The organism is Pirellulimonas nuda (genome assembly GCF_007750855.1).
In the GTDB taxonomy this organism is placed as follows: domain Bacteria; phylum Planctomycetota; class Planctomycetia; order Pirellulales; family Lacipirellulaceae; genus Pirellulimonas; species Pirellulimonas nuda.
On the sequence record NZ_CP036291.1, the window covers coordinates 2,322,449 to 2,348,854 of the forward strand.

Annotated in this window: 15 protein-coding genes and 1 pseudogene; 12 read left to right on the forward strand and 4 right to left on the reverse strand. The window is 64.1% G+C overall.

Annotated elements, in window-relative coordinates; translation table 11 throughout:
• Window positions 1–101 precede the first annotated feature (101 nt).
• From Pla175_RS09485 to Pla175_RS09505, 5 genes and pseudogenes are all read left to right on the forward strand, one after another.
• The gene (locus Pla175_RS09485) at window positions 102–2,468 is read left to right on the forward strand and encodes a glycoside hydrolase family 95 protein (protein WP_145283555.1); all 2,367 of its coding nucleotides are present in this window, start codon (window positions 102–104) and stop codon (window positions 2,466–2,468) included.
• Window positions 2,469–2,479: 11 nt separating this feature from the next.
• Window positions 2,480–3,916: an alpha-L-fucosidase gene (locus Pla175_RS09490; RefSeq protein WP_145283557.1), complete on the forward strand. Its 1,437-nt coding sequence runs from the start codon at window positions 2,480–2,482 to the stop codon at window positions 3,914–3,916.
• Between the two features lie 289 nt (window positions 3,917–4,205).
• A complete protein-coding gene (locus Pla175_RS09495) occupies window positions 4,206–6,917 on the forward strand; it encodes a DUF1592 domain-containing protein (protein WP_231954294.1) in 2,712 nt (903 codons plus the stop codon).
• A gap of 10 nt (window positions 6,918–6,927) precedes the next feature.
• A pseudogene (locus Pla175_RS09500) lies at window positions 6,928–7,437 on the forward strand (DUF1552 domain-containing protein); the annotation flags it as partial.
• 78 nt (window positions 7,438–7,515) lie between these two features.
• Window positions 7,516–8,703 (forward strand): IS4 family transposase, encoded by a 1,188-nt coding sequence (locus Pla175_RS09505; RefSeq protein WP_145283564.1) that lies wholly within the window; start codon window positions 7,516–7,518, stop codon window positions 8,701–8,703.
• Here the strand turns inward: Pla175_RS09505 and Pla175_RS09510 are convergent.
• The gene (locus tag Pla175_RS09510; protein WP_145283566.1) at window positions 8,587–12,789 is read right to left on the reverse strand and encodes a LamG-like jellyroll fold domain-containing protein; all 4,203 of its coding nucleotides are present in this window, start codon (window positions 12,787–12,789) and stop codon (window positions 8,587–8,589) included. The two genes, Pla175_RS09505 and Pla175_RS09510, sit on opposite strands and share 117 nt — an antisense overlap.
• 224 nt (window positions 12,790–13,013) lie before the next feature.
• Window positions 13,014–13,766 (reverse strand): PEP-CTERM sorting domain-containing protein, encoded by a 753-nt coding sequence (locus Pla175_RS09515; RefSeq protein WP_145283568.1) that lies wholly within the window; start codon window positions 13,764–13,766, stop codon window positions 13,014–13,016.
• A gap of 100 nt (window positions 13,767–13,866) precedes the next feature.
• Here Pla175_RS09515 and Pla175_RS09520 point away from each other — a divergent pair, with 100 nt between their 5' ends.
• The 7 genes from Pla175_RS09520 (at window position 13,867) to Pla175_RS09550 (ending at window position 25,073) form a co-directional block, all read left to right on the forward strand.
• Window positions 13,867–14,673 (forward strand): sigma-70 family RNA polymerase sigma factor, encoded by an 807-nt coding sequence (locus tag Pla175_RS09520; protein WP_145283570.1) that lies wholly within the window; start codon window positions 13,867–13,869, stop codon window positions 14,671–14,673.
• Window positions 14,670–16,409: a LamG-like jellyroll fold domain-containing protein gene (locus Pla175_RS09525; protein ID WP_145283572.1), complete on the forward strand. Its 1,740-nt coding sequence runs from the start codon at window positions 14,670–14,672 to the stop codon at window positions 16,407–16,409. Before Pla175_RS09520 ends, Pla175_RS09525 begins: the two co-directional genes overlap by 4 nt.
• Window positions 16,410–16,479: 70 nt before the next feature.
• Window positions 16,480–17,496: a DUF1559 domain-containing protein gene (locus Pla175_RS09530; RefSeq protein WP_197527382.1), complete on the forward strand. Its 1,017-nt coding sequence runs from the start codon at window positions 16,480–16,482 to the stop codon at window positions 17,494–17,496.
• Window positions 17,497–17,526: 30 nt separating this feature from the next.
• Window positions 17,527–17,982 (forward strand): hypothetical protein, encoded by a 456-nt coding sequence (locus Pla175_RS09535; RefSeq protein WP_145283574.1) that lies wholly within the window; start codon window positions 17,527–17,529, stop codon window positions 17,980–17,982.
• Between the two features lie 35 nt (window positions 17,983–18,017).
• A complete protein-coding gene (locus Pla175_RS09540) occupies window positions 18,018–19,454 on the forward strand; it encodes an arylsulfatase (protein ID WP_145283576.1) in 1,437 nt (478 codons plus the stop codon).
• 47 nt (window positions 19,455–19,501) lie between these two features.
• On the forward strand, window positions 19,502–22,042 hold the full coding sequence (locus tag Pla175_RS09545; protein ID WP_145283578.1) for a sulfatase-like hydrolase/transferase: 2,541 nt from the start codon (window positions 19,502–19,504) through the stop codon (window positions 22,040–22,042).
• Between the two features lie 25 nt (window positions 22,043–22,067).
• Window positions 22,068–25,073, forward strand: coding sequence for a rhamnogalacturonan lyase family protein (locus tag Pla175_RS09550; RefSeq protein ID WP_145283580.1), 3,006 nt, complete (start codon window positions 22,068–22,070; stop codon window positions 25,071–25,073).
• Window positions 25,074–25,883: 810 nt separating this feature from the next.
• On the opposite strand, the gene Pla175_RS09555 is transcribed toward Pla175_RS09550, so the two are convergent.
• Window positions 25,884–26,216, reverse strand: coding sequence for a GlcG/HbpS family heme-binding protein (locus Pla175_RS09555; RefSeq protein WP_197527383.1), 333 nt, complete (start codon window positions 26,214–26,216; stop codon window positions 25,884–25,886).
• Window positions 26,183–26,305: a heme-binding protein gene (locus Pla175_RS26475; protein WP_231954297.1), complete on the reverse strand. Its 123-nt coding sequence runs from the start codon at window positions 26,303–26,305 to the stop codon at window positions 26,183–26,185. The genes Pla175_RS09555 and Pla175_RS26475 overlap by 34 nt, the downstream gene beginning before the upstream one ends.
• Window positions 26,306–26,406: the final 101 nt, after the last annotated feature.

The following is a 26,406-nucleotide window of genomic DNA, read 5'->3' on the forward strand; positions in this document are numbered from 1 at the left end:
TGCTTAGCTGTCTTCCGCATGCTGCTCATCGGTTCCTGCTCTGAGGCTGTGGCGAGACTGCGCCGGCGTTGCACCGGAACACGAGTGAAGGAAGCCACCTGATGCACAGACACAGACTTCTTATTGTTGCGGCCGCTGCCCTTGTGCTGACAGGCGTGGCGGTTGCCGCCGAGAACGGGGCGCCAGCGCAGACGCCCGGGGCAACGGAGCTGTGGTACGCACAACCGGCCTCCCGCTGGACCGAGGCGCTGCCCCTGGGCAACGGGCGGCTCGGGGCCATGGTGTATGGAGGCGTCCGGCAAGAGCGACTTCAGATGAACGAAGACACGCTCTGGAGCGGCGGCCCCCACTGCTACGACAACCCCGACGCCTATGGGCGCCTGGCCACGGTCCGGCAGCAGCTCGAGCGGGGCGAGTACCGCGACGCGGAGGCAACCGCGCAAGAAATGCTCGGGAGGCACAAGTACCAGCAGGCGTATATGCCGTTCTGCGTCCTGCGTCTCGATTTTCCCAGGGGTGAGAAGCCGACCGAGTACCGCCGCGGCCTCGATCTACAAACGGCCGTGAGCACGGTCGCCTACCGGATGGGTGACGCGCGCTTTACGCGGCGGACCTTCGCCTCCCACCCCGACCAGGCGGTCGTGATGCGCCTGGAGTGCGACAAGCCGGGCCAGATCACGTTCGACCTGTCGATGACGAGCCCTCACCCCGTCGAGCCCGAAACGATCGGGGACGGCGTCCTGCGGATCAGCGGCCATGTAGGGCCGCGCGAGGAGGCCGCTTTGATCGCGCCTTGGGAAGGCGAAGGGACACGGTTCGCCGCCCAGGTCAAGGTTGCCGCCGAAGGCGGGAAGGTGGTAGCGCGGGGCGACAAGCTTTCCGTCACGGACGCCGACGCGGTGACCATCGTTTACGTGGCCGCCACCAGCTACGTCAACTACCAGGACGTCAGTGGCGACCCGCTCAAGAGGGTGGACGAGCACCTCGCCGGCGTCGATGGCAAGCCGTTCGAGCTGCTGCTTCAGCGGCACCTCGACGACTATTCGGAGCTGTTCGACCGCGTGGCGATCAACCTGGGGGGCGCACAAGCGGATGCAGACCTGCCGACCGATGAACGCCTCAAACGCGTCGCCGCGGGCGGGTCAGACCCCCGCCTGGTCGAGCAGGTCTTTCAGTTCGGCCGCTACCTGATGATCGCCGGATCGCGTCCCGGGACGCAGCCGCTGAACCTGCAGGGCATCTGGAACGACAAGATCGACCCGCCGTGGGGCAGCAAGTACACGATCAACATCAACATCGAGATGAACTACTGGGTGGCGGAGGTCTGCAACCTCAGCCAGTGCCACGAGCCGCTGCTGCGCATGGTGGGGGAGTTGCAGGCGCCGGGCAGCAGCACCTCACAGGTCCACTACCGGGCGGGGGGCTGGGTCGCGCACCACAACACCGACCTCTGGCGCGGCACGGCCCCGGTTGACGGCGCGCAGTGGGGCACGTGGCCGACCGGGGGCGCATGGCTCTGCCAACACCTCTGGGAGCACTACCAGTACACCGGCGACACCCAGTTCCTCGAGAAGGCCTACCCTATCCTCAAGGGCGCCGCTGAGTTCTTCATGGACGTGCTCGTCGAGAACGAGGACGGCCTGCTGATCACCTCGCCGTCGATCTCGCCCGAGCACAGCCACGGCGGCGGGACCGAAGACGGCCTCAGCACGGGACGCTCTGGGGTCTCGGTTTGCGCCGGCCCCACCATCGACATGCAGATCCTCCGCGACCTGTTCGCCAACTGCATCGCCGCCTCCGAGGCCCTGGGCATCGACGAAGAGTTCCGGTCGCAGGTGGCCGCGACGCGGGCGCGTCTGGCGCCCATGAAGATCGGTCGGCACGGCCAGCTTCAAGAGTGGCAAGTCGATTGGGACAACCCCGACGACCCACACAGCCACGTCTCGCACCTGTACGGGCTCTACCCCAGCAGCCAGATCAACCCTCGCGACACGCCAGAGCTGTTCGCTGCGGCGCGGACCTCGTTGATCCAGCGCGGAGATGCCGGCGGGTGGCCCGGCGCGTGGAGGGTTTGCTTGTGGGCCCGCGTGGGGGACGGGGACCACGCACTCAGGGTGCTCAACAAGCATGTCATTCCCAGGCTCTCCCCGAACCTGTTCAACGGCGGGGATCGTTTCCAGATCGACGCTAATTTTGGCGCGACGGCCGGCATCGCTGAGATGCTGCTGCAGAGCCACGGCGGCGAGGTCCACCTGCTGCCGGCGCTCCCCGCCGCCTGGCCGACCGGCAGCGTCCGGGGCCTCCGCGCTCGCGGGGGCTTCGAGGTCGACATCGCGTGGGAGGACGGGCGGCTGACCGCCGCCGTCATTCGCTCGCTCAATGGCGAGCCGCTCAAGCTCCGCTGCGATTCACAAACCACTGCCAAGTCGCTCGCCAAGGGCGACAGCTTTACCTGGAACGGGAAGTGAGAGACAGTCCTATGACAGCTCGAATGCTCATCGTGCCGGCGATCGCCGGGCTCGCCCTCGCCGCGTGCTCCATCTCCCTGGCGGCCGACGGCCAGACCCAGGCGCCCGCACCCTTCTTGCCCGTGCCGGGCGACGCGCAGCTCAAGTGGCACAAGGCCGAGTACCGGATGTTCATCCATTTCGGCATGAAGACCTTCTACCCCAGCAGCAACCACAAGGGTGACGGCAAGGAGGACCCGGCCAGGTTCAACCCAGAACGCTTCGACGCCAACCAATGGGTGGCGGCGGCCAAGGCGGGCGGCTTCGAGGGCATCGTGCTGACGACCAAGCACCACGACGGCTTCTGCAACTGGCCGACGCAGACGACCGAGCACTCCGTGCGGGCCTCACCCTGGAAGAACGGCCAGGGCGACATCGTCGGAGAGCTGGTAGAGGCCTGCCGTCGGGGCGGAATCACCTTTGGCTTCTACGTCTCCCTCATCGACGACAACTATGCCGTGACCCACGCCGACCGCTACGCGGGGTACGGGGATTTCTACTACGACCAAGTGAAAGAGATCAGCACGCAGTACGGCCCCATCGACGAGTACTGGTTCGACGGCTTCAAGGCCGATGAACTGAAGATCGACTATCAGAAGCTCGCGGGGATGATCAAAGAGGAGCAGCCCGGTGCGGTGGTTTACGATTCCGGCACCATGGTGCGGTACCTGCCCGACCGCTCCCTGGCCTGGCCGGGCAACCACGGCGGCCTGAAGCCGGACCAGTCGTACCGGAGAGAAATGGGGGGCGAGGTCATTTGGTACCCCAACGAACCGTCGCTCATGCTGCAGGGGAACTGGTTCCACAACGGCCAGCCCATCAAGGACCTGGAGCAGATCAAGCAGTACTACCTCACCACGACCGGATACGGCGTGACGCCGCTGATGAACCTCTCCCCCAACCAGGATGGCCTGATCGACGAGGCCAGTGTCGAGGGCCTGAAGGCGTTCAAGGACTGGGTCGACGCGTTGCACGCCAACGACCTATCGCGAGGCGACAAGGCCCAAGTTAGCGCAGACAGCGTACGCGGCGACGACCCGGCCTACGCCGCCGCGATGGTTGCCGACGGAGACTTTGAAACCTATCACGCGACGGACGACGCGGTTCAAACCGCGAGCATCGAGGTCGACCTGGGGGGAGTCCAGGAGGTAGACGGCTTTATCATCCAGGAGTACATCCCGCTCGGCCAGCGCATTGAATCTTACAGTATCGAGTGCCTGGTGGACGGGCGGTGGAAGAAAGTGTTTGCCGGCAAGACCATCGGCTACAAACGCATCATCCTTGAGGATTACGCTTCTGCCGAAGGCGTGAGCTTCCCCCCAACCAGCAAGGTACGGCTGAACATCGAGAGCGCGCTGGCGTGCCCGCTGATCAGCACGTTCCAAGTGGTGGGCGCTGTGCAGGACTGATATCCGCCCCGTCGGGAGGGGTGCAGCAGACGCCTTCGTCCCTTTCGGGGTTGCGATCGCGACTCGTTGTGCCACCTACCGCACGCGACCTGTCATCGGCGACGGCCGGAGTTGCTTGTCCGAACCAGCACAGTGCCCGAGCACTTAGAACGCTATGAGCTATCACTCTTCATGTGCTGATTCCCGACGCGCGTGTTGCGACGCGGCCGGGTCCTGGGAGGCCGAACGGCGCCAGGCCGGCGCCGGCAGACCTGGGGCTGCTTCGCTGTCGGCCTTTCGCGGAGCGCCCGTGCGGCCGATCACCTTCGCCGCTGCGGCCGTGGCGCTGCTGCTGGCTGCTCCGCTACAGGCAGCCGAAGAAGCAACGCTGCAACAGGTCAAAGCCGCGGCGGCGACTCGATCGAAGTACCTCTCGGCCGGTCCACTTTCTGCGACAATCGGCGCCCCCAAGGCGGACCTGGAAGGGTTCCGCAGCAAGATCGCGCCGATCCTTGCCGGCGCCTGCGCGGACTGCCACGGCCCCGACGACCAGAACGCCGATCTGCGCGTAGACGCGCTCGATCCCGACCTGGTCCACGGCAAGGACGCCCAGTGGTGGCTTGAAGTAATGGAGGTGTTGAGTAGTGGCGAGATGCCGCCGCCGGACGCCGCGGAGCTGACCGACGCAGACCGGGCCGCGGTGGTTGACTGGATCTCGGAGCAGGTCCTCGTTTCTTCCCAAGTCAAACGGAGCGACGGGGCGCACTCATCCTTCCGCCGCATGACACGGTACGAGTTCAACTACGCGCTACAAGACCTGCTGGGGCTGCCGCTGGACTTTGCCGCCGACCTGCCCCCGGAGTCGGCTTCCGAGGACGGCTTTCAGAACAGCTCCGAGATGTTGCAGATGACTTCCCGGCAGTTTGCTACCTACCAGAGCATCGCCCGAAATGCCTTGAAGACCGCCACCGTCCGGGGGCCGCGGCCAGAGCCCACCTACTTTTCCATCACCATGGACAAGGCGGGAGACGACTACGTTGATTGGGTCGACGAGCACTTTAGGTTCTACCAGCGAGAGCGGGAGTCCGAGAATATCGACAGCGATATCCTGGGGAGATTCCGAGAGGCTCGGGAGCAGGCGAAGCAGGGCCCGCGCGTGCAGGGGGGCGAGCGTTCGCGAGGGGGTGAGCGGTCGCGACGCGGGGGTCGATCGCGTCGCGGCGGCTACTTCCTGAATCAAGAGACCGGCGAAGGCTGGAGTCGCAGCATCCCGAACGGGTTTTCTCTGTGGAAGCCGGCCGAAGAGAAGCCCGTTGACCCCGAGCCACAGAACTTTGTCTTGGTGCTCCCGCACGGGGCGAAGCAGGAGATCGACCTCGGGAACTACCTGCCCGATCATGGGGTCATGAGGATCCGCGTCAGGGCGAACCGAGCGAGCGCGGAGGGAGAAAGCTATCCCAGCCTGGCGCTCACCTTTGGCTTCAACCCGAACAACAACTCTTCGTTTGAGTTTGCGCTCAGCAAAGAAGACGTCGCGATCACGGCGCCCCCCGGCCAGCCGGAGTTCTATGAGTGGCTGATCCAGTTGGACGACATCCAACGCAGCCCGTACCTCCGCACAGGGAAGATGGGCAAGAGGCCGAGCCCCACCGAGTACGTTGGCTTTAGGAACGTCCACCAAGGCCGGGAGCATGAGGGCGCCACGGTTCACATCGACTACATCGAGATCACCGCGCCCTACCTGACGCAGTGGCCGCCGGCGTCGCATCGCCGCGTGTTTTCCCAGGCGGGGGCGTCCGGCGGCGAGGAGAGCCGGGCGCGCCAGGTGCTTGCGAGCTTCATGCCAAAGGCTTGGCGCCGCCCGGTGAGCGAGGCCGAGCTGGCGCGGAAGCTGGCCCTCTACCAGACGGTCCGCCCCACGTGCGACGACTTTCAGGAGGCGATGATCGAGGTGCTGGCGACGGTGCTGGCTTCGCCCCATTTCCTTTATCTGACGCAATCCGACGGCGCCCTCACGGACAGCCAACTGGCGACCCGCCTGTCGTTCTTCTTGTGGAGCAGCCAGCCCGATGAAGCGCTGCTGGAGCTGGCGGCCAGCGGACGCCTTCGCGACCCCGGGGAACTTGCCCGGCAAACCGAACGCATGCTGACGGATCCGCGTGGGAAGAGGTTCGCCGAACGCTTCACCCATCAGTGGCTCGAGATGGAGCTGCTCGAGCTGCTTCAGGTCGATGAGAGGGCCTACCCAGAGTTCTCCGAAGAGCTCAAACACTCGATGCAGCGGGAGCCGGTCGAGTTTTTTCAGCACGTGCTCAATGAAGACCGCTCGGTCATCGACTTTCTCCACGCGGACTACGCGCTTCTGAACCAGCGTTTGGCAAACCACTACGGCGTGGAAGGGGTGTACGGCAACCACTTCCAGAAGGTACCGCTGACCCCGGAGTCGAAGCGGGGGGGCCTGCTGGCCCAGGCCGGTTTGTTGGCCATGAACTCCGACGGCAAGGATTCGCACCCGCTCAAACGCGGCATCTGGCTGCTGGAATGCATCTTGAACGACCCCCCTCCGCCCCCCCCGCCCTCCGTGCCGGAGATCGATCTTACCGACCCCGAGATCCTCAAGATGACGCTGAAAGAGCGCATCGAAGATCATCGCAACAAGCCCGCTTGCGCGTCTTGCCATTCGAAGATCGATCCTTGGGGGATCGCTTTCGAAGAGTTCGACGCGGTTGGGTCGTGGCGCGACCACATCGATGGCGGGCCGGTCGACGCCAGCAGCCGCCTCTACAATCAGGGCGAGCTGGCGGGCATGGATGGCCTCAAGCGCTACCTCCTCGAGAACCGGCAGGACCAGTTTGCACGGGCCATGGTCCACAAGCTGGCCAGCTACGCCCTCGGAAGGCCGCTCAGCTTCGCCGATCATGCCCAGCTAGAGCGCGTCACCACAGAACTCCGCCAGCGGGGCGACGGCCTGCGCACCTTGATCACGCTGCTCGTTGCGAGCGACCTGTTTCAACAATCCTGACGCCAGAAGCATCGAAATGAACTTTGCTGCACTCGATCACCGAAGATTCCTCCGCGGAGTGGGGCTGGGCCTCGCGTTACCCTACTTCGAGACGTTTGCCGCGCAGCTCCCGCAGGCGTCGGCGCCGAAGAAGCGGCTCGCCTGCTTCTACTTCCCCGACGGCGTCCCCATGCCCCGTCGGGACGACCCGGCCTACCAGGACTGGAGCTGGTTCCCGCACTCCGACGCAGCGGGCTACCAATTCACGAAGTGCCTAGAGCCGCTCGAACCACTGCGCAACGACGTCACTGTGTTCAGCGGGCTGTCCCACCCAGCGGCGCGGTCGGTGCACGGGCATTCCAATGCCGACCAGTTTCTCACCGGCGCCGATACCGGGAGCGGGGGAGACTACGCGAACAGCATCTCGATGGACCAGCTCTTTGCGGCTCGGGTCGGCGATCAGACGCGGCACGACTGCCTCGTGCTGGGCACCGACGGCGGCACCGGGTCGCCGCGGGGGGCGCAGACCTTGTCGTTCAACCCAATCCTGTTCGGCACAAGATTTGCGCGTTGAAGAATAGGGCTAGCGCCAAGGGAAGGCGTCGGTCATCTTACCAGCATGGCCGCCAAGAAGCCGAAACTTGATGAGCGGGACGTGCGGGGGGTGAAGGAGCTGCGGGCGCTGCTTCCTCTGTTTGAGCGTCTGCACGGCGTGGGCTGCGAGCGGGACAAGGCGGGCAATCGCGTCCTGCACATGGACGAGTACTCCGTGCTGATCTTGCTGTTCTTGTTCAACCCAATCCTTACCTCCCTCCGCGGCGTTCAGCAGGCGTCCGAGCTCAAGAAGGTGCAGAAGAAGCTCGGCTGCCCACGGACCAGCCTCGGCTCGCTGTCCGAGGCGACCGCGGTGTTCCGCGCCGAGGGGCTGCGTGAGATCGTGGGCGAGCTGGCGGATCAGTTGGGCGCGCTGCCGCACGACCGGCGGCTCGACGGCGTCACCCAACGGCTGACGGCCGTGGACGGCTCGCTGCTGACGCGGCTGCCACAGATCGCCCAAGCGGCTTGGCAGGGCCGGCGGCGCCCGGACGGTTGGCGGCTGCACGCGCACTTCGAGGTGCTGCGCGGCGCGCCGACCAACATTGAGGTGACGACCGGCCGCAACCGCAAGGACGCCAACGAGAAGGCTTCGCTGCGGAGGCTGCTGGAAGCCGACCGCTGCTACATCCTCGACCGGGGCTACGAGCAGTTCTCGCTGTTCAACGCGATCGTCGCTGCCGGCAGCAGCTACGTTTGCCGGGTGCGCGAGGACCACCACTTCACCCCCGAGCAGGCCCGCGACCTTGGCCCCGAGGCGATCGAGGCGGGGGTGCTTGAAGACGCGGTCGGCAAGCTCGGCTCGGCCAAGAGCGTGCGGATCGAGCACCCCGACCACCCGGTGCGGCTGGTCCGCATCCGCGCCCAAGCCCACCCCAAACGCGGCGGCGCGGCGGGAAAAGACCTCGTGCTAGCGACGAACCTGATGGACGTCCCGGCCGACGTGGTGGCGCTGATCTACGTACACCGCTGGCAGGTCGAGCTGTTCTTCCGCTTCTTCAAGCACACGCTCGGCTGCCGTCACCTGCTGAGCGAGGACCCGGTGGGCATTGAGATTCAGACGTACTGCGCGATCATCGTCTGCCTGCTGATCAGCCTATGGACCGGCAAGAAGCCGACGCTGCGGACGTTCGAGATGATCCGCTTCTACCTGATCGGATGGGCCGATGAAGACGAGGTGCTGGCGCACCTTGAAAAACTCAAAACGCATTGAACCGCCGCGAACCGACCACCCGCGCCGCGCCGGTCGATGTTGCGCGGTAGATACGCGGCTCCGCAACAAGCATAGAAGGAAAATGGTCCAGGTCCCCCCCCGCGACGAAAGGCAGATAGCACTAAACCGTGAGCAACTGACGGGCCGAACAGGATTGAAGTTGTTGACGGCGTACGTTGCGTCCCAGTTCTGGAGGAACGCTGCGACGTCGTCCGTGAGCGGCGAACCGGCGCCGTTGCCGGTCACCTGGCCATCGCCGGTCAGGTCTCCGGGCGTCATCGTCGAGAGTGCACTGGCGATGTAGTTGTTGTCGATCGCCGGACTAAACGCACCCCAATTCGTGTAGGGGGGGAGCTTGGTGACCCCCATCACGAACATCTCGAGGTCGTCGAGGACGCCGTTGTAGAAATCGGCCGTGCCCGGGGTGTCGCCGGTGCTGGCGCCAATCACCAGCGGGGCGTCGTCGGCGCCGGAGTATCCTCCGGTAACGGCCGACACCACCTGGCCGTCGAGATACAGCAGCGACGCGGGTCCCGCTTCTGTGGTTCGGCGGACCAGCATGAGGTGACTCCACACATTAAATGCAACGGGAGCGCCCGTGTCGTGCGGCACGCCGGCGTACTGCATCTCCCAGTTTCCTGCGGCGTTGATGCGGACGCCGTGCTGCTGGGTGTCCGCAACCAGCGATTGTGCGAAGCCGTTACCCTCAGCGTTGGGGCGGGCCCAGAACTGGAAGCCGCGGTCTTCGATGCCGATGTAGTTCAAGCTCCCCGGCCCCGGGCCGCCGATCTCGACGGGATCATTGTCCGACGCGACGGAACTGTAGGAGGTCTGCGGCAGCCCGAGGCGCTCGCCCTCCAGGAAGTCGTCTCCGCTGAAGCTGATCCCCAGCGCTCCGGATGCAGACTGAGGTCGGCCCAGGGCGTTGACATTCACGTACTGCGGGTTGCCAAACACCCGCAGGTCGACGAGCGTGTTGTCGCCGACCGCTCCTTCGCTGTCGAGCGTAAAGCCCGGCAGTGCATTGCTAGGCCCGGAGCCGGCCGCGATCCCTGCCGAACCGTCCTCGGCGGAGTCGTCGCCGAACCTGTAATCACGGTCACTGGTAATCGTCGCGATGCACGTGTGCGCGGTGAACAACACGATCGTGGCGGCTGCCGCGAGGCGCACGGCCGCCGTGCTTCTCTCGGCAACGCGCCGCAAGGCGAGGTCTCGACAAGCTCTACTGAGAGCCGCCGCGGCACAGAGGACTATCGCCAGAAGGCTGAGCGCTTCGCCTTCAGGCACTGCCGCCGTCGACTGCACTCCACCCGATGCGGGCGCGCCGAACCGACTCTTCCAGAAGGCATAGTCCTCGGCGTCGACGACCCCCGGCGTGCTGGCCGCGGGGTTTTGATTCAGCAGCGTTGTGTTGGTTCCCAGGTTGTCTCGCCATACGGTGTAGTCCGCGGAGTCTACGAATCCGTCGCCGTTATAGTCCCCCGCGACGCCGCCCCCCGACACATAAGTCGCCTCGACGTCGATGAACGAATTTAGAGCAACATTGTAGTAACGCAGCATGATATCCTGCGTGCCGCCCGCTTGATTGAACGCGCTGCCAAGCTCAATCGTGTCTCCGATAGAAAGCGTGGAGTCGCCCGAGAGGAACGCCTCGCCCAGCTCGCCGTTGTTGCTGCCGCCTGCTTCTTCCCAACCGTTGCCGCTCCCCGTGCCGCGGGGGAACTCGGCCAAGTTCTGTCCCGGGTTGTTGGCGATGCTTTGCAGGCTGTTCCAGCCGGGGACGTCGAGCGAACCTGTCTCGCTGGTGAGCTTGTAGAAATTCGTGGTGATGGCGCCCCCCGACTGGTTGATGATCCGGGTGACGCCGGTCGTGGTGTTCACCTCCAGCGCCAGCGGCAGGGTGGCGCCGATCGCTGTGGCGGTCGTTCCGTTGATGCTAAGGATGCCGGGATTGGCCGCGAATGAGACGCCGTTCACAAAGATGGCGTCGCCCTGCTCGGTAAACTCGGCCGCCGAGGCGAGCGTCAGCATGGCGCCGGGAGCCAGATTCACGCGGGCCGGCTGGTCGACGCTGTTGATCGGGTCGCCCCCGCCGCGGAACCGCAGCGTGCTGGTGCCGTCGACGTTGACCACCGCGCCGGTCACGAATTGCATATTCAGGTTGCTCCCGCTCAGTAGATTGAACATAGCGGTTCCCGGCGCAATCTGGCCGGCGATGCCGCCGTTCGTGGTGCTGGTGATTGACGTGTTGCTGAGCGTCAAGTTGAACCCGTTGCCCAGGCGGAACTGTCCGAATCCCGAGGCGTATGCCGCATCGATTGTGGCGTTGAAGAACGTTACGTTGTCGAGGACAGGCGCGTCGACCAAGACCTCGGGGAGGCCGGTCGTGACCGTCTCGTTGATGGCGCTGATGGACGAGCCGGAAAAGTCGTAGTTGTCATCGCCAAACAAGTCGTTCGGGTTCGCCCCTGCACCCGTCCAAACAACTAGCGCGTGTGCGCTCTCGACGCCGATCGCGACCATCACAACAATCAGCGGGGCGCTACGGCGTGCGACCACGAAGACTCTTTGCGAGAACACTTGCGGATACTCCTTGGTCAGAAACGCTAGAGCGATCATTGTCAGCAATAAGGCGTATGTTGCCGGTTCCGGCACCGCGGCCGCGGTCATCGCCTCGAACGCCCCCGTTCCTAGGTTGGCGTCGAAGGCGGCCTTAAACAGCAAGAAGTCGAGCTCGTTGTTCCTTCCATCGCCGTTCAAGTCGCCCATCCGGTACTGTTGCGGGCCACTTAGCCCAGAAAGGTCGGCGAACAACCCCGCCCGATAGGTCGGCCAATCGAGATCATCGACGCCGCCATCAAAGTTCAGATCGCCCATCGCGGCCTTGGCGCCGGTATAGATCGCGGGGATGCTCAGCGCGCTGCCATCCGCAGCAAGCAACGTTAGCACTACGTCCTCAACTGGATTCTGGATCCAAGCGCTGCCTAACGGGGCCGCTGGGGCTGCGCTGGCAATGGTCCTGCCACTCCCACCGGGCTGCTGCCCCTCGCTGAGGTTGTTGGCGGTCCCATCGAACTCTAGCCAACCGGGATCGCTATCGGCAAACGACGCCCAGGCGCTGGCGTCGAGCGCACCGCCGTCCGAGCTCAAGGTGTAGGCGACGAAGTTGATGTCGCCCACGGTAGTGTTGACGAAGGACACGGCGCCCGTCTGACGGCTGATCTCCACGCCGAACTTGCCGGGCAAGATCGGCGCCAGCGATGCAACCTCGCCAGGGGTCAGCGCGTTGTCGTAGATCCGCACATCGTCTAAGGCGCCACGCAGACCGCGCTGTGCGAGGTTGACGTTCGTGACCGCGACGCCGCTTGCGGCGTTGCCCAGAGTGACCTCGGAGCCCGCCGAGACTGTAGTATTTACGGCAGGATTGCCCCCGCCTGCCCCGGAGAACCCGAACGTCAAGTCGGCGTCAAGAACGCCGTTGACGTACAGCCTTGCGTCATCCAGGTCGACGGACAGATCTCCGTCCGGATCGGTGTCAGGGAGCACCAAGGCGACGTGATGCCACTGGCCATCGGCCACCACCGCGTTGCCCACAATAAAGTCTCCCTGCACCTCGAATCGCAGAGCGCCCAGCACGCCGTTTGCCTCGGCCGTGTTGAAGCGGAGTGTGTTGCGTTGCCCGGTTACGTTGTCTCCCCAACTCACCACGCTTCCGCCGAAGTCCCCCTGGAATGGGTCGGCCCGGACCCAGGCGGCGACCGTCCGGGCAGATCCGCCCACCACACCGTCAAAACCGGTCAGCACGGCGTTGGGAGAACCATCGAACGCGATGGCCGCGGACGACCCCCCCACCACAGGCGGGAGAAACTGGGTCTGCCAACGGGCCCCCCCAAACAGCGAGCCCTCGGCGGCGGGCCCTCCAACCACGGGGGTCGTGGCGGCACCCATTCCTTCTTCGAGCGTCCAGTGGGCGACGAGCGCCGCCGACGCGTGAGGCGCCATTCGCGACTGGCCGATCCAAGCGGCGACCGCCAGCAGCGTGCAACCTGTCAACGAGTTTATCGTGAACCGACGAAGTACCGGCATTCCGCCATCTCCCAGGATTGGCTGCCTAGCGAGGCGACCGATCGGGCGTCCCAGCTAGACGAGTTGCACATGTCCAAACTGACGTCAAATCACGGAAGAGAATCGCTCCGACAGGCAACCGCCGGTCGAACGGCTGACTTACTAGGGACGAGCCCGCTCGAAAGCTTCTCGCGATCGGGAAGGGCTATGTTCCGCCCCTCCACGAAAAGTGTTCATGCTGTCAACTACGCATTCCGCTTCGACCGCGCCACACACGCGGCGGCCAAACTCAGGCCGACCAGAAGCGCCGCGGACGAAGGCTCGGGGACCGGGGCGATAGCCGTGCCGGTGGTCCCGTTGAACGAGAGGATGCCGGGGTTGAGGATCGTGGAGCCGTCGGAGAAAGGGACGCCGTTCACAAAGATGGAGTTTCCCTGCTCGGTGAACTCGGCTACCGAGGGAAGCGTTAGCCTTGCACCCGGGGCCAGGTTTACGAACGCGGGCTGGTCGACGCTGTTGATCGGGTCGCCCCCGCCGCGGAACCGCAGCGTGCTGGTGCTATCGACATTAACCACAGCGGCGGTCACAAACTGCATGTTCAGGTTGCTGCCGTTGAGCACATTGAACGTGGCGGTTCCGGGCGCGATCTGGCCGGCGATGCCTCCGTTGGTGGTGCTGGTGATCGACGAATTATCGAGCGTGGCTTGAAACCCGTTGCCCAAGCGGAACTGGCCGAAGCCGGTAGCGAACGCGGCATTGATGGTGGCGTTGGTGAACGTCACGTTGTCGAGGACGGGCGCGTCGACCAAGACCTCGGGGAGGCCGGTAGTGACCGACTCGTTGATGGCGATTACGGACGAGCCGGAGAAATCGTAGTTGTCATCGCCAAACAGGTCGTTTGGGTTCGCTCCCGTGCCCGTCCAAATGACTGCTCCCCACGAGGCCGTAGAGAAAGCAAGGCTTGCGACCAAGAAGCACGACAGAACAGCTTTTCGCAAAGTGCACATCACGAGACACCCCTCTTGTAGATCTAGAAAAGGCGAAGTGGAAAAGCGACGGTGCGCAGTCCTGCGGCCCCCGTCTGGGCGATCAACGTGAATGCCGATCCCCGACGCTTTAGGAGTGCTCGGCCGTAGAAATCTGACCGCAGAATGCCGCGAAAAATGCCAGAATGGGCGTAAGTCCCATAACGGTAATGGGTTAGAAAATCAGCTGACGCCGACCCACGCGGCCGGCGACGATTTGTGGGAACTTTTCTTGGTCATTTGGCCAGCGACGTTCACTTACTCCACACCGGAAGCGGTACGCGTTCTTTTTCTACGGCATCTTTTCAGAGGGCCGCCGGTGCGGTCAGGGATTAGCAGGGATCAGGGGATGGCGCCGGATCAACGGACAGAAGAGTTCCTCGTACTCTACAACCAAGAACAGCGAGCGATTTACGCATACATCCGGGCACTGCTCTTCGCGCGCGACGACGCCGAGGACGTGTTCCAAGACACCTGCATCGCGCTGTGGCGTTCGTTCGACCAGTACCAGCCTGGCACCAACTTCGGCGCCTGGGCCCGCGAGATTGCTCGCTATCGGGTGCTGGCCCACGGCAAGAAGAAGCTAGGTGACCGGCACGTCTTCCAGGAAGAGATCGTGAACAGTTTGGCCGATGAGCTGCAGGCAAACGCGACCGTCTACGAGCAGCGGCAACGTGCGCTAGAGGATTGCCTGGGAGAGCTCCGCAAATCAGATCGCGAGCTTCTCTTCCAGCGATACGCCGGGGGCGCCACGACGGTTGAGCTCGCCAATCGGCTTCAGCGACCACTCAGTACGCTGTACAAATCTCTCCGCCGTATTCGCCACTCGCTGCTGGGGTGCGTGAAGGCGCGGATCGTACTGGAGGAGCAAGCAGGATGACGCCAAGCAGCGATAGCAGACGCCCATCGGAAGGTGAATTCGAAGAGCTGCTCGCGCTCATGGCGGACGAGCGGCTTGCCAGCGACCAGGCCCAGCGCCTTGGCGAGCTCGTCGCCGGGGACGAAGAGATGCGTCGCCGGTACCTGGAAGCGGCCACCCTGGGGGCCGCCTTGGAGTGGGCGCACGGGGCAGCAACGAGTGCTCCCGCCCAAGTCGATGAGCTTGTCGTTGCCGACCGCTCGGCCGCGGACTTGGTTGTCGGAGGGCTTGCGCCGCCGGTCGATTCAAGGCCCATGGTGTTCAACCGAGGCGTCTCCCGGTCCGCGGTCGCATTTACGGCGGGCGCCACCGCCGTAGGCATTCTGGTGGCCGCGCTGGGCGTGCTTCGATCGCCAGGGGCCGACCCCAACTTGGACAGCGGGCCCTCGCCGCTAGTGAATAACGAAACGCCAGAGCGTGCGGTCGTTGCAACGCTTACCGGGCTGGTCGATTGCAAATGGGCGGACCCGAAGCGGGCCGCAACCTACGGCGAACACCTCTACGCAGGGCGGCAACTGAAAATCGATTCAGGCCTAGCGCAACTGACATTCGAGAGCGGCGCGCAACTCATCCTGCAAGGGCCTGTGAAGTTCGAGCTTCGCTCGGACATGGAGGCAGACCTCGGTCGAGGCAAGCTAGCCGCTGTCGTTCCGCAGCAGGCTCACGGCTTCAGTGTTCGGACGCCCACGGCCGAAATCGTCGACCTAGGTACCGAGTTCGGCTTGGAAGTTGATGAAACGGGAGCGACCGACGTCCATGTGTTTCAGGGCGAGGTGCTGTCATGGCAGGTGAACCTGATGGGCGATGTCGAAGGCGACGCGCTGTCGCTCACCGGCGACGAGGCGGCGTCCTACTCGCCCACTGGGATCTCTACCCAGAAGCGGGCCGACGCCAGCCGGTTTGTTCGCACCGTGGCGCCTCGGATCTCAGAGAAGAGCCTGCCCCGGCTCCCCGTGAAACGCAACCTGGTGCTGTGGCTGGCGGCCGACGTGCTCGTGAAGAAGGACTCGCTGGGCCGGGTAGTCGCATGGCAAGACATACTTGTCGGCGACAATCAGCTAGAAGACGACGCCATGCAGCACTATGAAGAGGCCCGTCCGATGTGGGAAGCGGATGGTATTGCCGGCAAGCCGGCGTTGCGTTTTGACGGCGAGCTTAGCTACCTGGTGACTACCCCCTTCTTTTCGACTCCGGACCAAACGGTATTCGTGGTGTTCTCGCGGGGGTCCCGCGAAGAGAAGCCAGGAAACCGCTGTCCGCTGATTAACTACAACGGCCCGCCGGGCGACATGTCGCGCAGCGCTACCCAGTTCCGCATCCTCCAGATCGGCGACTACCTCACCCCCGGCGCCTACTTTGGAATGGTGTACGCCCAGCTCGGGGAACGGTCGACACACTTCGGCACCATTCAGACCCTGAAGCCGGTTGTCGACGACCAACCGGCCGTGCTCGCCTACGTGTACGACCCTTCGGGCAATCATGCCCAACTGTGGCTTGACGGCGAAAGCCAAGGCGAAACCACGGCCCACACCGGCATGGAGTTCGCCTCCCGCAAGATTATCGGCAAGCACCCTAAGGAACCGGGATACTTCCGCGGGCGCATGGCCGAGTTGATCATCTTCAACGACGCTTTGACCACCGATGAGGTGGAGCAAATCAACCAGTATTTATTGAGCAAGTACTCTTTTTCTCGGTGACCGGCGGGACCCTGCCCTCGGCACGATTTCTTGTCAACGATTCCGCCAAGCTAGGCGGGGAGGACGCGCTGTGATTCATCTCCGAGTTTGTCGTGCGTGCGGACCACGTTCGGCCTTTACGCTGGTCGAACTGCTCGTGGTGATCGCCATCATCGGAATCCTAGTGGCTCTGTTGTTGCCGGCCGTGCAGGCGGCCCGCGAAGCGGCTCGCAGAACTACCTGCGGGAACAACCTCCGTCAGCTCGGTATTGCGCTGCACAACTACCACGACACCAACGGATCGTTCCCCATCGGGGCCCAAGGGGTGACCCCCATCACCGGTAATTACGACGCACAGAGCCCGGTCCGCGTTCCCTTCTGCATCTACCTCTTCCCGTATCTTGAGGAAGGCAACAAGTTTGACGCGTTCGAGTTCGACTCCAACGCCTACACACAGATCCGCGGCTCGCTCATCAGCCAGCGGCTCGAGGCGTGGACATGCCCCAGCGACGAGCCCCAGATCGCGTCGGCGTGCGATGGAGGGCTATCGACAGAGGCCAAGGGCAACTATGGGCTGAACTGGGGCGCCTACACGTACTACTTGCCAAACCCTCACGATAAATCATGGAAACCCATCTGGGGCGACTTGCGGGCCCCGTTCTGGATCGAGTTCGGGGCGAAGATGCGCCAGATTACCGACGGGACCAGCAACACGTACGCGATGATGGAGATGCGCCAGGCGCCGGCGGAGCTGGGGAGCGGCTGCGATCGTCGCGGACGTATCTGGAATGAGGACAGCGTGACCTACCAGATCTCGACGCGAACGCCCCCGAACGCGAACGAGCCTGACACCGGCTGGTGCATCGACCGGCCCGAATTGGGGCTTCCGTGCAACCGCACTTCGGTCGGCAATGGCGACAGGCAGAACCAGCACATGGCGTCCCGAAGCTCCCATCCGGGCGGCGTGCACACCTTGATGTGCGATTCGTCGATTCAGTTCACCACAGACGACATCGAGTTGAACCTTTGGCAAATACGCAGCACGATTGCCGGGGGAGAGATCGCAGGAGATCCCATCGCCAAGCTCGACTCCGGCCCTCGACGCTAGGCCGTCGCCCGCCTCGAACGCATTGAACGAATGACGCACCCGCACTCCCCCAATTTAAACGCCGCCGCTCGCCTCAATCCGCTTCGCTGGACGATCGCCGGCGTGCTGCTTTGTGCCTGCGTAGGTTGCGATGATCGCGCTGGGCCGCGGCCGGTGACGGGCGAGGTCACTTGGGGCGGATCGCCCCTTCTTGACGGTTACGTCACCTTCCGCCCGGCTGGCGCCGGGCGCGGCAGCGGGAGCGCGATCAAGGACGGGCGGTTCAGCATCGCTTCTGCGCGCGGGCTTGACGCGGGCGAGTATCGGGTCGTGATCACTTCGCAAGCGCCGACGGGCAGGCAGATCCCCAATCCAGAAGTGCCCGGCGAGAAGATTTCCGAAACCAAGCAGGCAATCCCAATCAAATACAACGACCGCACTGAATTGACGGCCCAGGTCGAACCCGGTGGTCAGAACCACTTTATTTTTGCCCTCGACAAGCAGTAATTTTCTTCCGTTACCTGTCTCGGCCCTGAAGATCCATGCACATCCCCGTTATTGCGTTCTGTCTGCTGGCGATCACGTTGACCGCCAACGCCAATCCGGGGCAAGCCGCGTCGGCTGACGAGCAGTCGCGGATAAACATCGTCTTCATTCTCGCCGACGACCTCGGCTACGGCGACCTGGGCTGCTACGGACAGCGGCACTTCAAAACGCCGAACCTAGACCGCTTGGCCGAGGGGGGCATGATGTTTACGGACCACTACGCCGGAAGCACCGTGTGCGCGCCGTCGCGGGCTTGCCTGCTGACGGGACAACACACCGGCCACGTGTTCCAGCGTTTCAATGGTCCGGTGCAGTTTCGCCCTGATCCGCAGGACACGACCGTGGCCCGGGTGCTGTCCGACGCCGGGTATCACACGGGGATGATCGGCAAAAGCGGCCTGAGCTGCAACAGCCCCGATGGGACCCTGCCCAACCGCAAAGGCTTCGACTTCTTCTACGGTTACACGAGCCACGAAGAGGCACATCGCTACTACCCAAAGTTCCTCTGGAAGAACGGGCGGCGAGTCGAGTTCCCAGGAAACTCGGGCCAGCAAGGCGACGTGTACAGCGGCGACGTGTTCCGCGACGCCGCGATGGCGTACCTCGAAGAAAACGCCAACCGACCCTTCTTCTTGCACCTAGCGCTGCAGCAGCCGCACGCTGACCTGGCGGTGACCGAACGGTGGAAGACCCCTTTTCTCGGCCATTTCGAGGAGATTCCTTTCGAAGGGGATCACTACCGTGCGGAGCCCAACCCCAAGGCGACCTTCGCCGGCATGGTCACCTACCTCGACCACACCGTCGGACTAGTGATCGAAAAGCTCGAGGAGCTTGGCATCGCCGATAACACGCTTGTGATCTTCAGCAGCGACAACGGCGCCATGTCCGAAGGGGGATGGAGCAGTGAGTACTTCAACAGCAGCGGCCCGCTCCGGGGTGGGAAGCGCGACATGTACGAAGGAGGGATCCGCGTCCCTACCATCGCCTACTGGCCGGGGACCATCGCACCCAGCAGCAAGACCAGTCACGTGTCGGCCTTCTGGGACTTCGCTCCGACCGCCTTCGAGCTGGCGGGGATCGAAGCGTCCTACGAACTCGACGGCATCAGCTACGCACCCACGCTGCTAGGCCGCGATGCAGAGCAAGCCAAGCACGACCACCTCTACTGGGAGTTCTACGAGAAAGGGGGTAAGCAAGCGGTCCGTTGGGGCAAGTGGAAGGGGGTCCGCCTGGACGTCAGCCTCGATCGCGACGGGCCCATCGAGCTGTACGACCTATCGACGGATCTGGGCGAAGCAAACGATATCGCCTCGCAGCACCCACAGGTGGTCGCCCACATCGAACAACTCATGAGGTCCGCTCACGTCGAATCGGAGATCGTCAGCTTTAATCCGCGCGAGTCGAAGCAACGGCAGATCAAACCGGTGAACTAGCTGAGGCCGCCGCACGCACGGAATCGTAATCCGCGAGAAAAAATGTCATGCGAACTATCCGGTCCCTGGGCTGCGCAACCTGGCTTGCCGCGGCCGTTGGCGGCCTGTCGCCAGGGTTCGCTCAGAAGCCCAACATTGTCCATATACTTGCGGATGATCTAGGTTACGGCAGCGTCGGATTCAACGGCCCGACCCAGATCCAGACGCCGACGCTCGACGCCCTTGCGGCCGCAGGGATGCGATTCAACAACGCGTACGCCGCCTCCGTTTGCGGCCCCAGCCGGGCCATGCTGTACTCGGGCTTCCACAATGGGCACACGCTTGTCGATCGCAACTCAAACCTAAACGGCGAAGTGTTTCGCGACGATGGACAGACGCTCGGCGACCATTTGATGTCTGCCGGGTACAGGACCGCGATCTTCGGCAAGTGGGGGTTCGGGGGGACGGGCAGCGCCGGGGAAGGCCTAAAGCCAAACCCGGTGGTTGACGGGCCCGACTCGCTGCCCACCGCCCAGGGGTTTGAGAGCTTTTATGGCTACCTGGATCACGCGCGGGCCCACTCCTATCGGGTCGACTCGCTTTGGACGACCGAAGAACCCCGTGACGACGACAACAACGGCGTCCATGAGGTTGGCGAGAAGTATCAGGCCAACCCGGACCACGGGTTGTGGCTCGAAAAGACAGGCAATCACCCGGGCAACGAGAACGCCAACTACACGGCCGACCTCGTCACGCAGAAGGCGTTGGCCTACATCGCGTCGCGGGCCCAAAGCAGTGAGCCCTTCTACCTGCAGTACGCTTCGACGATCCCGCACTTCGACATCGACGCAATCCGCAGCTTCCCCGGCTGGTTCGACGCGTACTCCGGCGTCCCGGGGGCCGCCGCGTGGACGGATGATCAGAAAGCGTACGCCGCCATGATTACGCGTCTTGATCAAGCCGTGGGACAGATCGTGGATAAGCTCGACGACCCGAACAGCGATGGAGACCATGCCGATAGCGTGCTCGCCAACACGCTGATCGTTTTAACTTCCGACAACGGCGCCACGCCCGAAGACAACTCACCCGTGGCGTTCTTCAACGCTTCCGGCGGGAAGCGGGGGGGCAAGCGGGACTTGTGGGACGGCGGGATCAACGTCCCCACGTTCGCCTACTGGCAGGGCGCCATCGCCCCCGGGCAAGTCTCGGATCGCTACACCGACCTCAGCGACTTCATGCCCACGGCGCTCGAACTCGCGGGGGTTCGCGGCCCGGTCGGGATGGATGGCGTCTCGATCGCCCACGAACTAATCGGAGCGGGACCGAACCGTCAGAGGCCGTTCTTGGTTTTCGAGCAGCACGAACGCGACCACCGATGGGCGATCATCAAGGACGATCACAAGCTCATCAAATACTCGGACGGCTCGATGCGGCTTTACGATCTGATAAACGATCCCGGCGAGGCCAACGAGCTGAGCCTCGCCGACGCACGCCACGCAGCGATGGCCGCCGAGTTTCAAGCGATCGCGATCGCCGAGGGCGTCGAGCAGGGTGATGCGTACACCGTTGAGTTCCGGCAGTGGTCTGGCGGCGACGGCGACGAAGTGGCTTCCCCCGACGCGTGGACGGCGCCGGGCACGCCGGGCGAGAACTGGTCGGCGGTGCTGGCGAACCAATCTTCTGGGCCGCACACGGCCTACGTCCGGAGCAACGTTGCAACGCTTGGGTTCGAGGTCCGCGGCAACGGCCCCGGCGCCACCCAGGAAGTTCGGGTTGAGAGCGGCGCGATCTTGACGGGTAGGAACGAAGTTCGCGTGAGCGAACACGGGCTGCTCCATCTCGACGGCGGGACGGTCGCGTCGGTCCGCTGGCTCGATGTGCTTCAACATGGGGAGTTGTCCGGCGCCGGAACCGTGGCCGCAGACGTGTACAACTTTGGGACAATCGCGCCCGGCGAGGACCCCACGGGCACCGACCTGATTCGGATCGAAGGAGACTACTTCCAGACTTCTACCGGCAGGCTGCGTGTGGAGGTTGCCGGTCTCACCGGCGGGCAGCAGTTCGAACAGCTCGCCGTGACCGGCGCCGCGACGCTGGCCGGCGCCTTGGACGTCGCTTTCGCCTCGGGGTTTGAACCCGTCGATGGAGACTTCTTCCCGCTGCTGCTTGCGGGCGAGGTGCTACAGTCATTCGACACGGTGGTGCTGCCTTCGATATCAGGCGGCGTTGAGCTCTCAGTGCAGTACACCGACCGACTGGTCGTGTTGGTGGCAGGCGATTGGACGCTCATCGACGGCGACGTCAATCTCGACGGGGCGTTGAATCAAGCGGACGTCGATGCGTTCATCGCGGGATGGCTTCACACGCAAGCGGCGCCCGACGTCAATTCCTATACCAAGGGCGACTTGAATCTGGACGGCAAGACTAACCGCGAGGACTGGCGGTTGCTCCGCGACGCCTTTCAGACGGCGGGTTTGGGGAGCCCCCGGTTCGGCACATCCCAAGTGCCCGAGCCCGGCGCGGGCTGGCTGCTCGTGCTGGCTGGTTCGCTCGTCCTGGGCAAGCTCCGTCGCGGCTCGCGCTACCACCTCGCCACGGGCTTGGTCTGACACGCCGCCAACCGCGAGTAATCGCATGCGATTCTGCCCCTTGATCCCGTGCTGTCGACTGGCGAGCTGGACGCTGATGGGGATCGCTGCGCAGGTGTCCGGCGCCACGCTCACATGGTCGGGCGGCGGCGACGGACAAACTTTCAGCCATACGGCGAACTGGCTCGGCACGCCCACCGGCGGCATGATCGATGTCGCGAGTCTGGTGGACACGTACGTGGTGAACTCCGCAGCCAACATCGCGAACGTGTTCGCCAACCTTGAGTTCAGGGCTGGCGGACGGCTGGAAATGTCTGCGGGCGACCTCGATGTGCTGGCGAATGGCGATTTCGGCCTCGGAAGGGTCGAGTCGCCGCCGAGCTTTGGTTCGATTCTCTTGACGGGGGGGCGCCTTTCGGCCAGATACCTCGCGGAGATGAACGTTGCGATCGGCGGCGACGCCACGCTTTCGCTAAGCGGCCCAACCAACCCGGTGAACACATCAACCGTCGACCTGCTTGGGTCCGGAGCAACCGTCCATTTTCTGAACGAAACGCCGGCTGCTTTTGTTAGCGAGCATCTCACGAAGTTCACGGTGCAGGGCGCGGCGGCTGTCCTCGGTCTGAATCTTCAAGTAGTCGGCGACGGGAACGCCGGCTCGCTGGTCACGCTGCTCATCCCTACGGCAGCAACGGTTCAACTGCTGGTCGATCGCGATACTGGCAATCTATCGCTCTCGAACACCACGGGCCAAGCCGTCGAGTTCTTTCAGTACGACATCTTCAGCAGCGCTGGCGGCGTGAGCGAGGCCCTGTGGAACCCGATCTCGGGAAGGCTCGACTCTCCTGTCAACGGCGGCAACGGCACGGTCGATCCGGACGATGTGTGGCTAAGGTTCACTCCATCAAGTAGCCGCACCGATCTAGCGGAAGGGACGCTCGGCGCCGCGGTGCTTGCCAGCGGCCAGAGCATCGAACTGGGCGCCGCATGGATCGCCAGCCCCTTTGAGGACCTCGTGGCGACGATGTCGCTCACCAACGGCGCCGACGTGCCGATCGAAGTGATCTACTCAGGTTCACAGTTGGTCGACGCCATCACGCCCGGCGACCTCAACGCCGATGGCCGGGTCGATGCGGACGATTGGCCGAGCTTGCGCGACCAACTGTTCACAAGTGTCGAGGGTCGGTTGTTGGTGGACGCCCATGCCGCCGGCGATATCGACGGAAGCGGCAAGGTGGACGAGATCGATTTTCTGCTCTTCATGGCGGCCTTCGACGGCGAGAACGGATCCGGATCGTTTGCGGCCATGTCCCGCGCGACGCCGGAGCCTCGTTCTGGGCGCCTCTGCCTGTTGGCCGTAGCAGTGTGGTGCGTACATCGGTGCGGCTTGCGCCGGAGCGGGGGTTCGCTGACCGATGATCGGGTTCTCGGCGATTCGCGTGTCCCGTTTGAGAGGTGCCGCGCCTTAAGACTGACGGGACCACAGGCATTCCACAGTGGCTTGGATCGAGTTAACGGCCACGCCCTGGGCTTCCGCCACACCAAGACGATCGCGGGCTCCCCAACTCCACAAGCCAGTCGCATGCCCCTCCTATCAGACCAAGGTTTGCTGCTTTGTCGTTGCGTGCTCGTCATGGCGCTCGGCGGCGTCGGCGACCTCTCGGCCGCTCCGGACCTGCCCATCACGTTGGAGCCGGTGCTGAGCGTCCAGCTCGAAGGCGCCGTGCGACAACTGCGCGCGGTCCCCGTCGCGTTGGGGCCCGACCGACCACTTGGCTTCCTGACCATCCATTCCGCGGACGCCGAGATCGATCCCTATATCGGCATGTTCTTCTTCCCACGCAGCACGCTGAAGATGACGCTGTTCACCGAAGAGGGCGAACAACTGTGGCAGCGCGACCTGGGGCCGGGGGTGGTCCCCGGCATCTGGTTCTGCCCCGTGTTCTCGTTCGACACGGACCGCGACGGGGTGGACGAGGTCTGGTTCGTCGGAAATCAAACGCCGGAGCACCCCCTCGATTACCGCGAGCACCGCTTGGTGCGACTCGACGCGCGCACGGGCGAGCGAACCGGCGACTGGCCCTGGCCGTATCGGGCCGAGCCCCCTCAGACCATGAGCCACACCTACCGTAACTTCATCTTCGGCGGGTTCGTGCGGGACGAGCCGGTGCTGGTGACCGCGCAGGGCACGTACGGACGCATGGCTCTCCAGGGGTGGAATGCGGACATGACGCGACGCTGGGGAACGTCGCTCGACCCCGTCCGCGACGGGATGGCGCGCGGCAGCCATGTCTCGCCGGTGGTGGACCTCGATCACGACGGCGTCGATGAGGTGTTGTGGGGCGAACGCGTGATTGAACTGGACCGCGGCGCCCCGCGGTTCTGCGCCGATCAGGGGCGTTGGGACGGGCACTCCGACATCGTCATGCCGGTACTGATGCGGGAGCGTAACGAGTGGCTGATATTCACCTGTCGCGAGGAGCAAGTAGAGATGCCGCCGCGGATCGTCATGTTCAACGCAACCGGCGACCGACGCTGGGCTGCGCTCGAGCACGGCCACATCGACACGGGTTGGGCCGCCCACCTGGGGCCCCACGGGGGCGCGGCGGTGCTCGGCGTGCGGGTCGGCAACAAGGTCCGCGACGCCCAGGGTGAACGTCGGCTGGAGACCGAGTCGTTCGTGTTCGACGCCGATCACGGGCAGCCCCTCCACCTCGGCTTCGACCCCTACACCACTATCCCGGTCGACCTTAACGGCGATGGCGGTCACGAGCTGGTAAAGGGCTACTTCGAAGGGGACGGAGAGGTGCTGGACCACCGGGGCAGGTCCCTCGGCAACGTGGGGGGGCTGGTCGCAATGTGCTCCAAGTTCATGAATCGCCCGGGGGAACAGATCCTCTCCTACCGGCGCGACGGGAAGGTCACCCTCTGGGCCGACGCCAACGCGATTGATAGCGAAGCCGCGCTCAAGCGTTACGCCCTTCGTTGCTACTACACCAACCAACGGATGACGGCGTGTGGCTATAACCTGTTCAACCTCGGTGGGCTGTAGGCCGCTGTTGGGAGGCGGGTTTCCCGGAGACTGGAACGCAACGGGGGACACGCAGCCAGCGGTACTATGCTTCGATTTAAACTAGCAGTTGCTCGTCGCGGAGTTCGGATGCTGTGTTGGGTCTTCGTCGGCTGGGAAGTGTCTTACCTGAGGAACTGCGTCGCTGGTTCAGTCGCTTGGTTTCCCTCGTGGGTACGCGGCGATCGGCGGCTCCTAGGAATGGCCGGTTTTCAAGCGCCCCGAGGTGGCCGGTTTTAAGCGCCCCGTGACACGAAACCACCCGAATTCCGTGGACCGCTAGTTTTTCTGCCCCCTGTAGGTCGGTAAGGGCCCTGGCTACCGATATCCACCCGTTCGTAGGGCCGGTCTGGATGTAAACCTTCGCGGCCAGAATGGTGTCGAGTAGCACGAGTTCTTCTTTCTCATTGCTGAACGACCGCCCGCTGAGCATTGAAGAGCTTCGAAGGCCTGGCCGAGTGTGTCCGCAGCCAGCTCGGCCCCGAGCCGCTGGCCCGGGACTTGTTCGTGTTCCGCGAAAAAGGGTGGGCATCTGTTGAAGGTGCTGTGCTAGGACACGGACGGGTGGGTGATCAACGGCAGCCAGCTGCTACGGCTGCTCGCGTGGCTTGAGCCTACAGCTCGTTGCAGCACGTGAACTGGATCAAATTTTTTTGGCAGAACCACTCTTGCCACGCGCGTGACCCATGGCATACTCGCGGCCATATCGAGCGTCGCCCAAATCCCCGACGACCCGCGGCTCCTCAAGCAGTGCTCGCCTCCCGCTGAGCGGGCCGTCTGACGAAGGCTGGCCTACCGGTACTTGAGGAAGTAGTCGATTCCGGCTTGGGCGCACTCCATGTCTTGCTGGGGGGTGCCGGAGCTGAGGCCGATGCCGCCGACGACTTGGCGATCGACCTCCACCGGCAAGCCGCCGCCGACCACGCACAGCCGGCCGCCGATGGCGGTGTGGATGCCGAACACCAGGTTGCCGGGCTGGCAGGCCTGGTTGTAGACGTGGGTCGCCTTGCGGGCGCCGGCGGCGGTGAAGGCCTTGTCTTGGGAGATGGTGATGCTGGTCACCTTGCCGCCGTCCATCCGCTCGAACGCGATCAGGTGGGCCGCTTCGTCGGTGATGGCATGCACATCGGCACGCCGATCTCAACCGCTTTGGCGCGGGCGCCGTCGATGAGCAGCTTGGCGTCGTCGATGGAGAGACGGGAGATCTGGAGCATGGGGGAGAGTGCGTTCGAGGGTCTGGGAAGGGAGAGGTGGAGATGACGGGAGATGGGGGGATGGCGGATGGGCGGGGCTGAGGGGTTTGCCAGTGGCTACC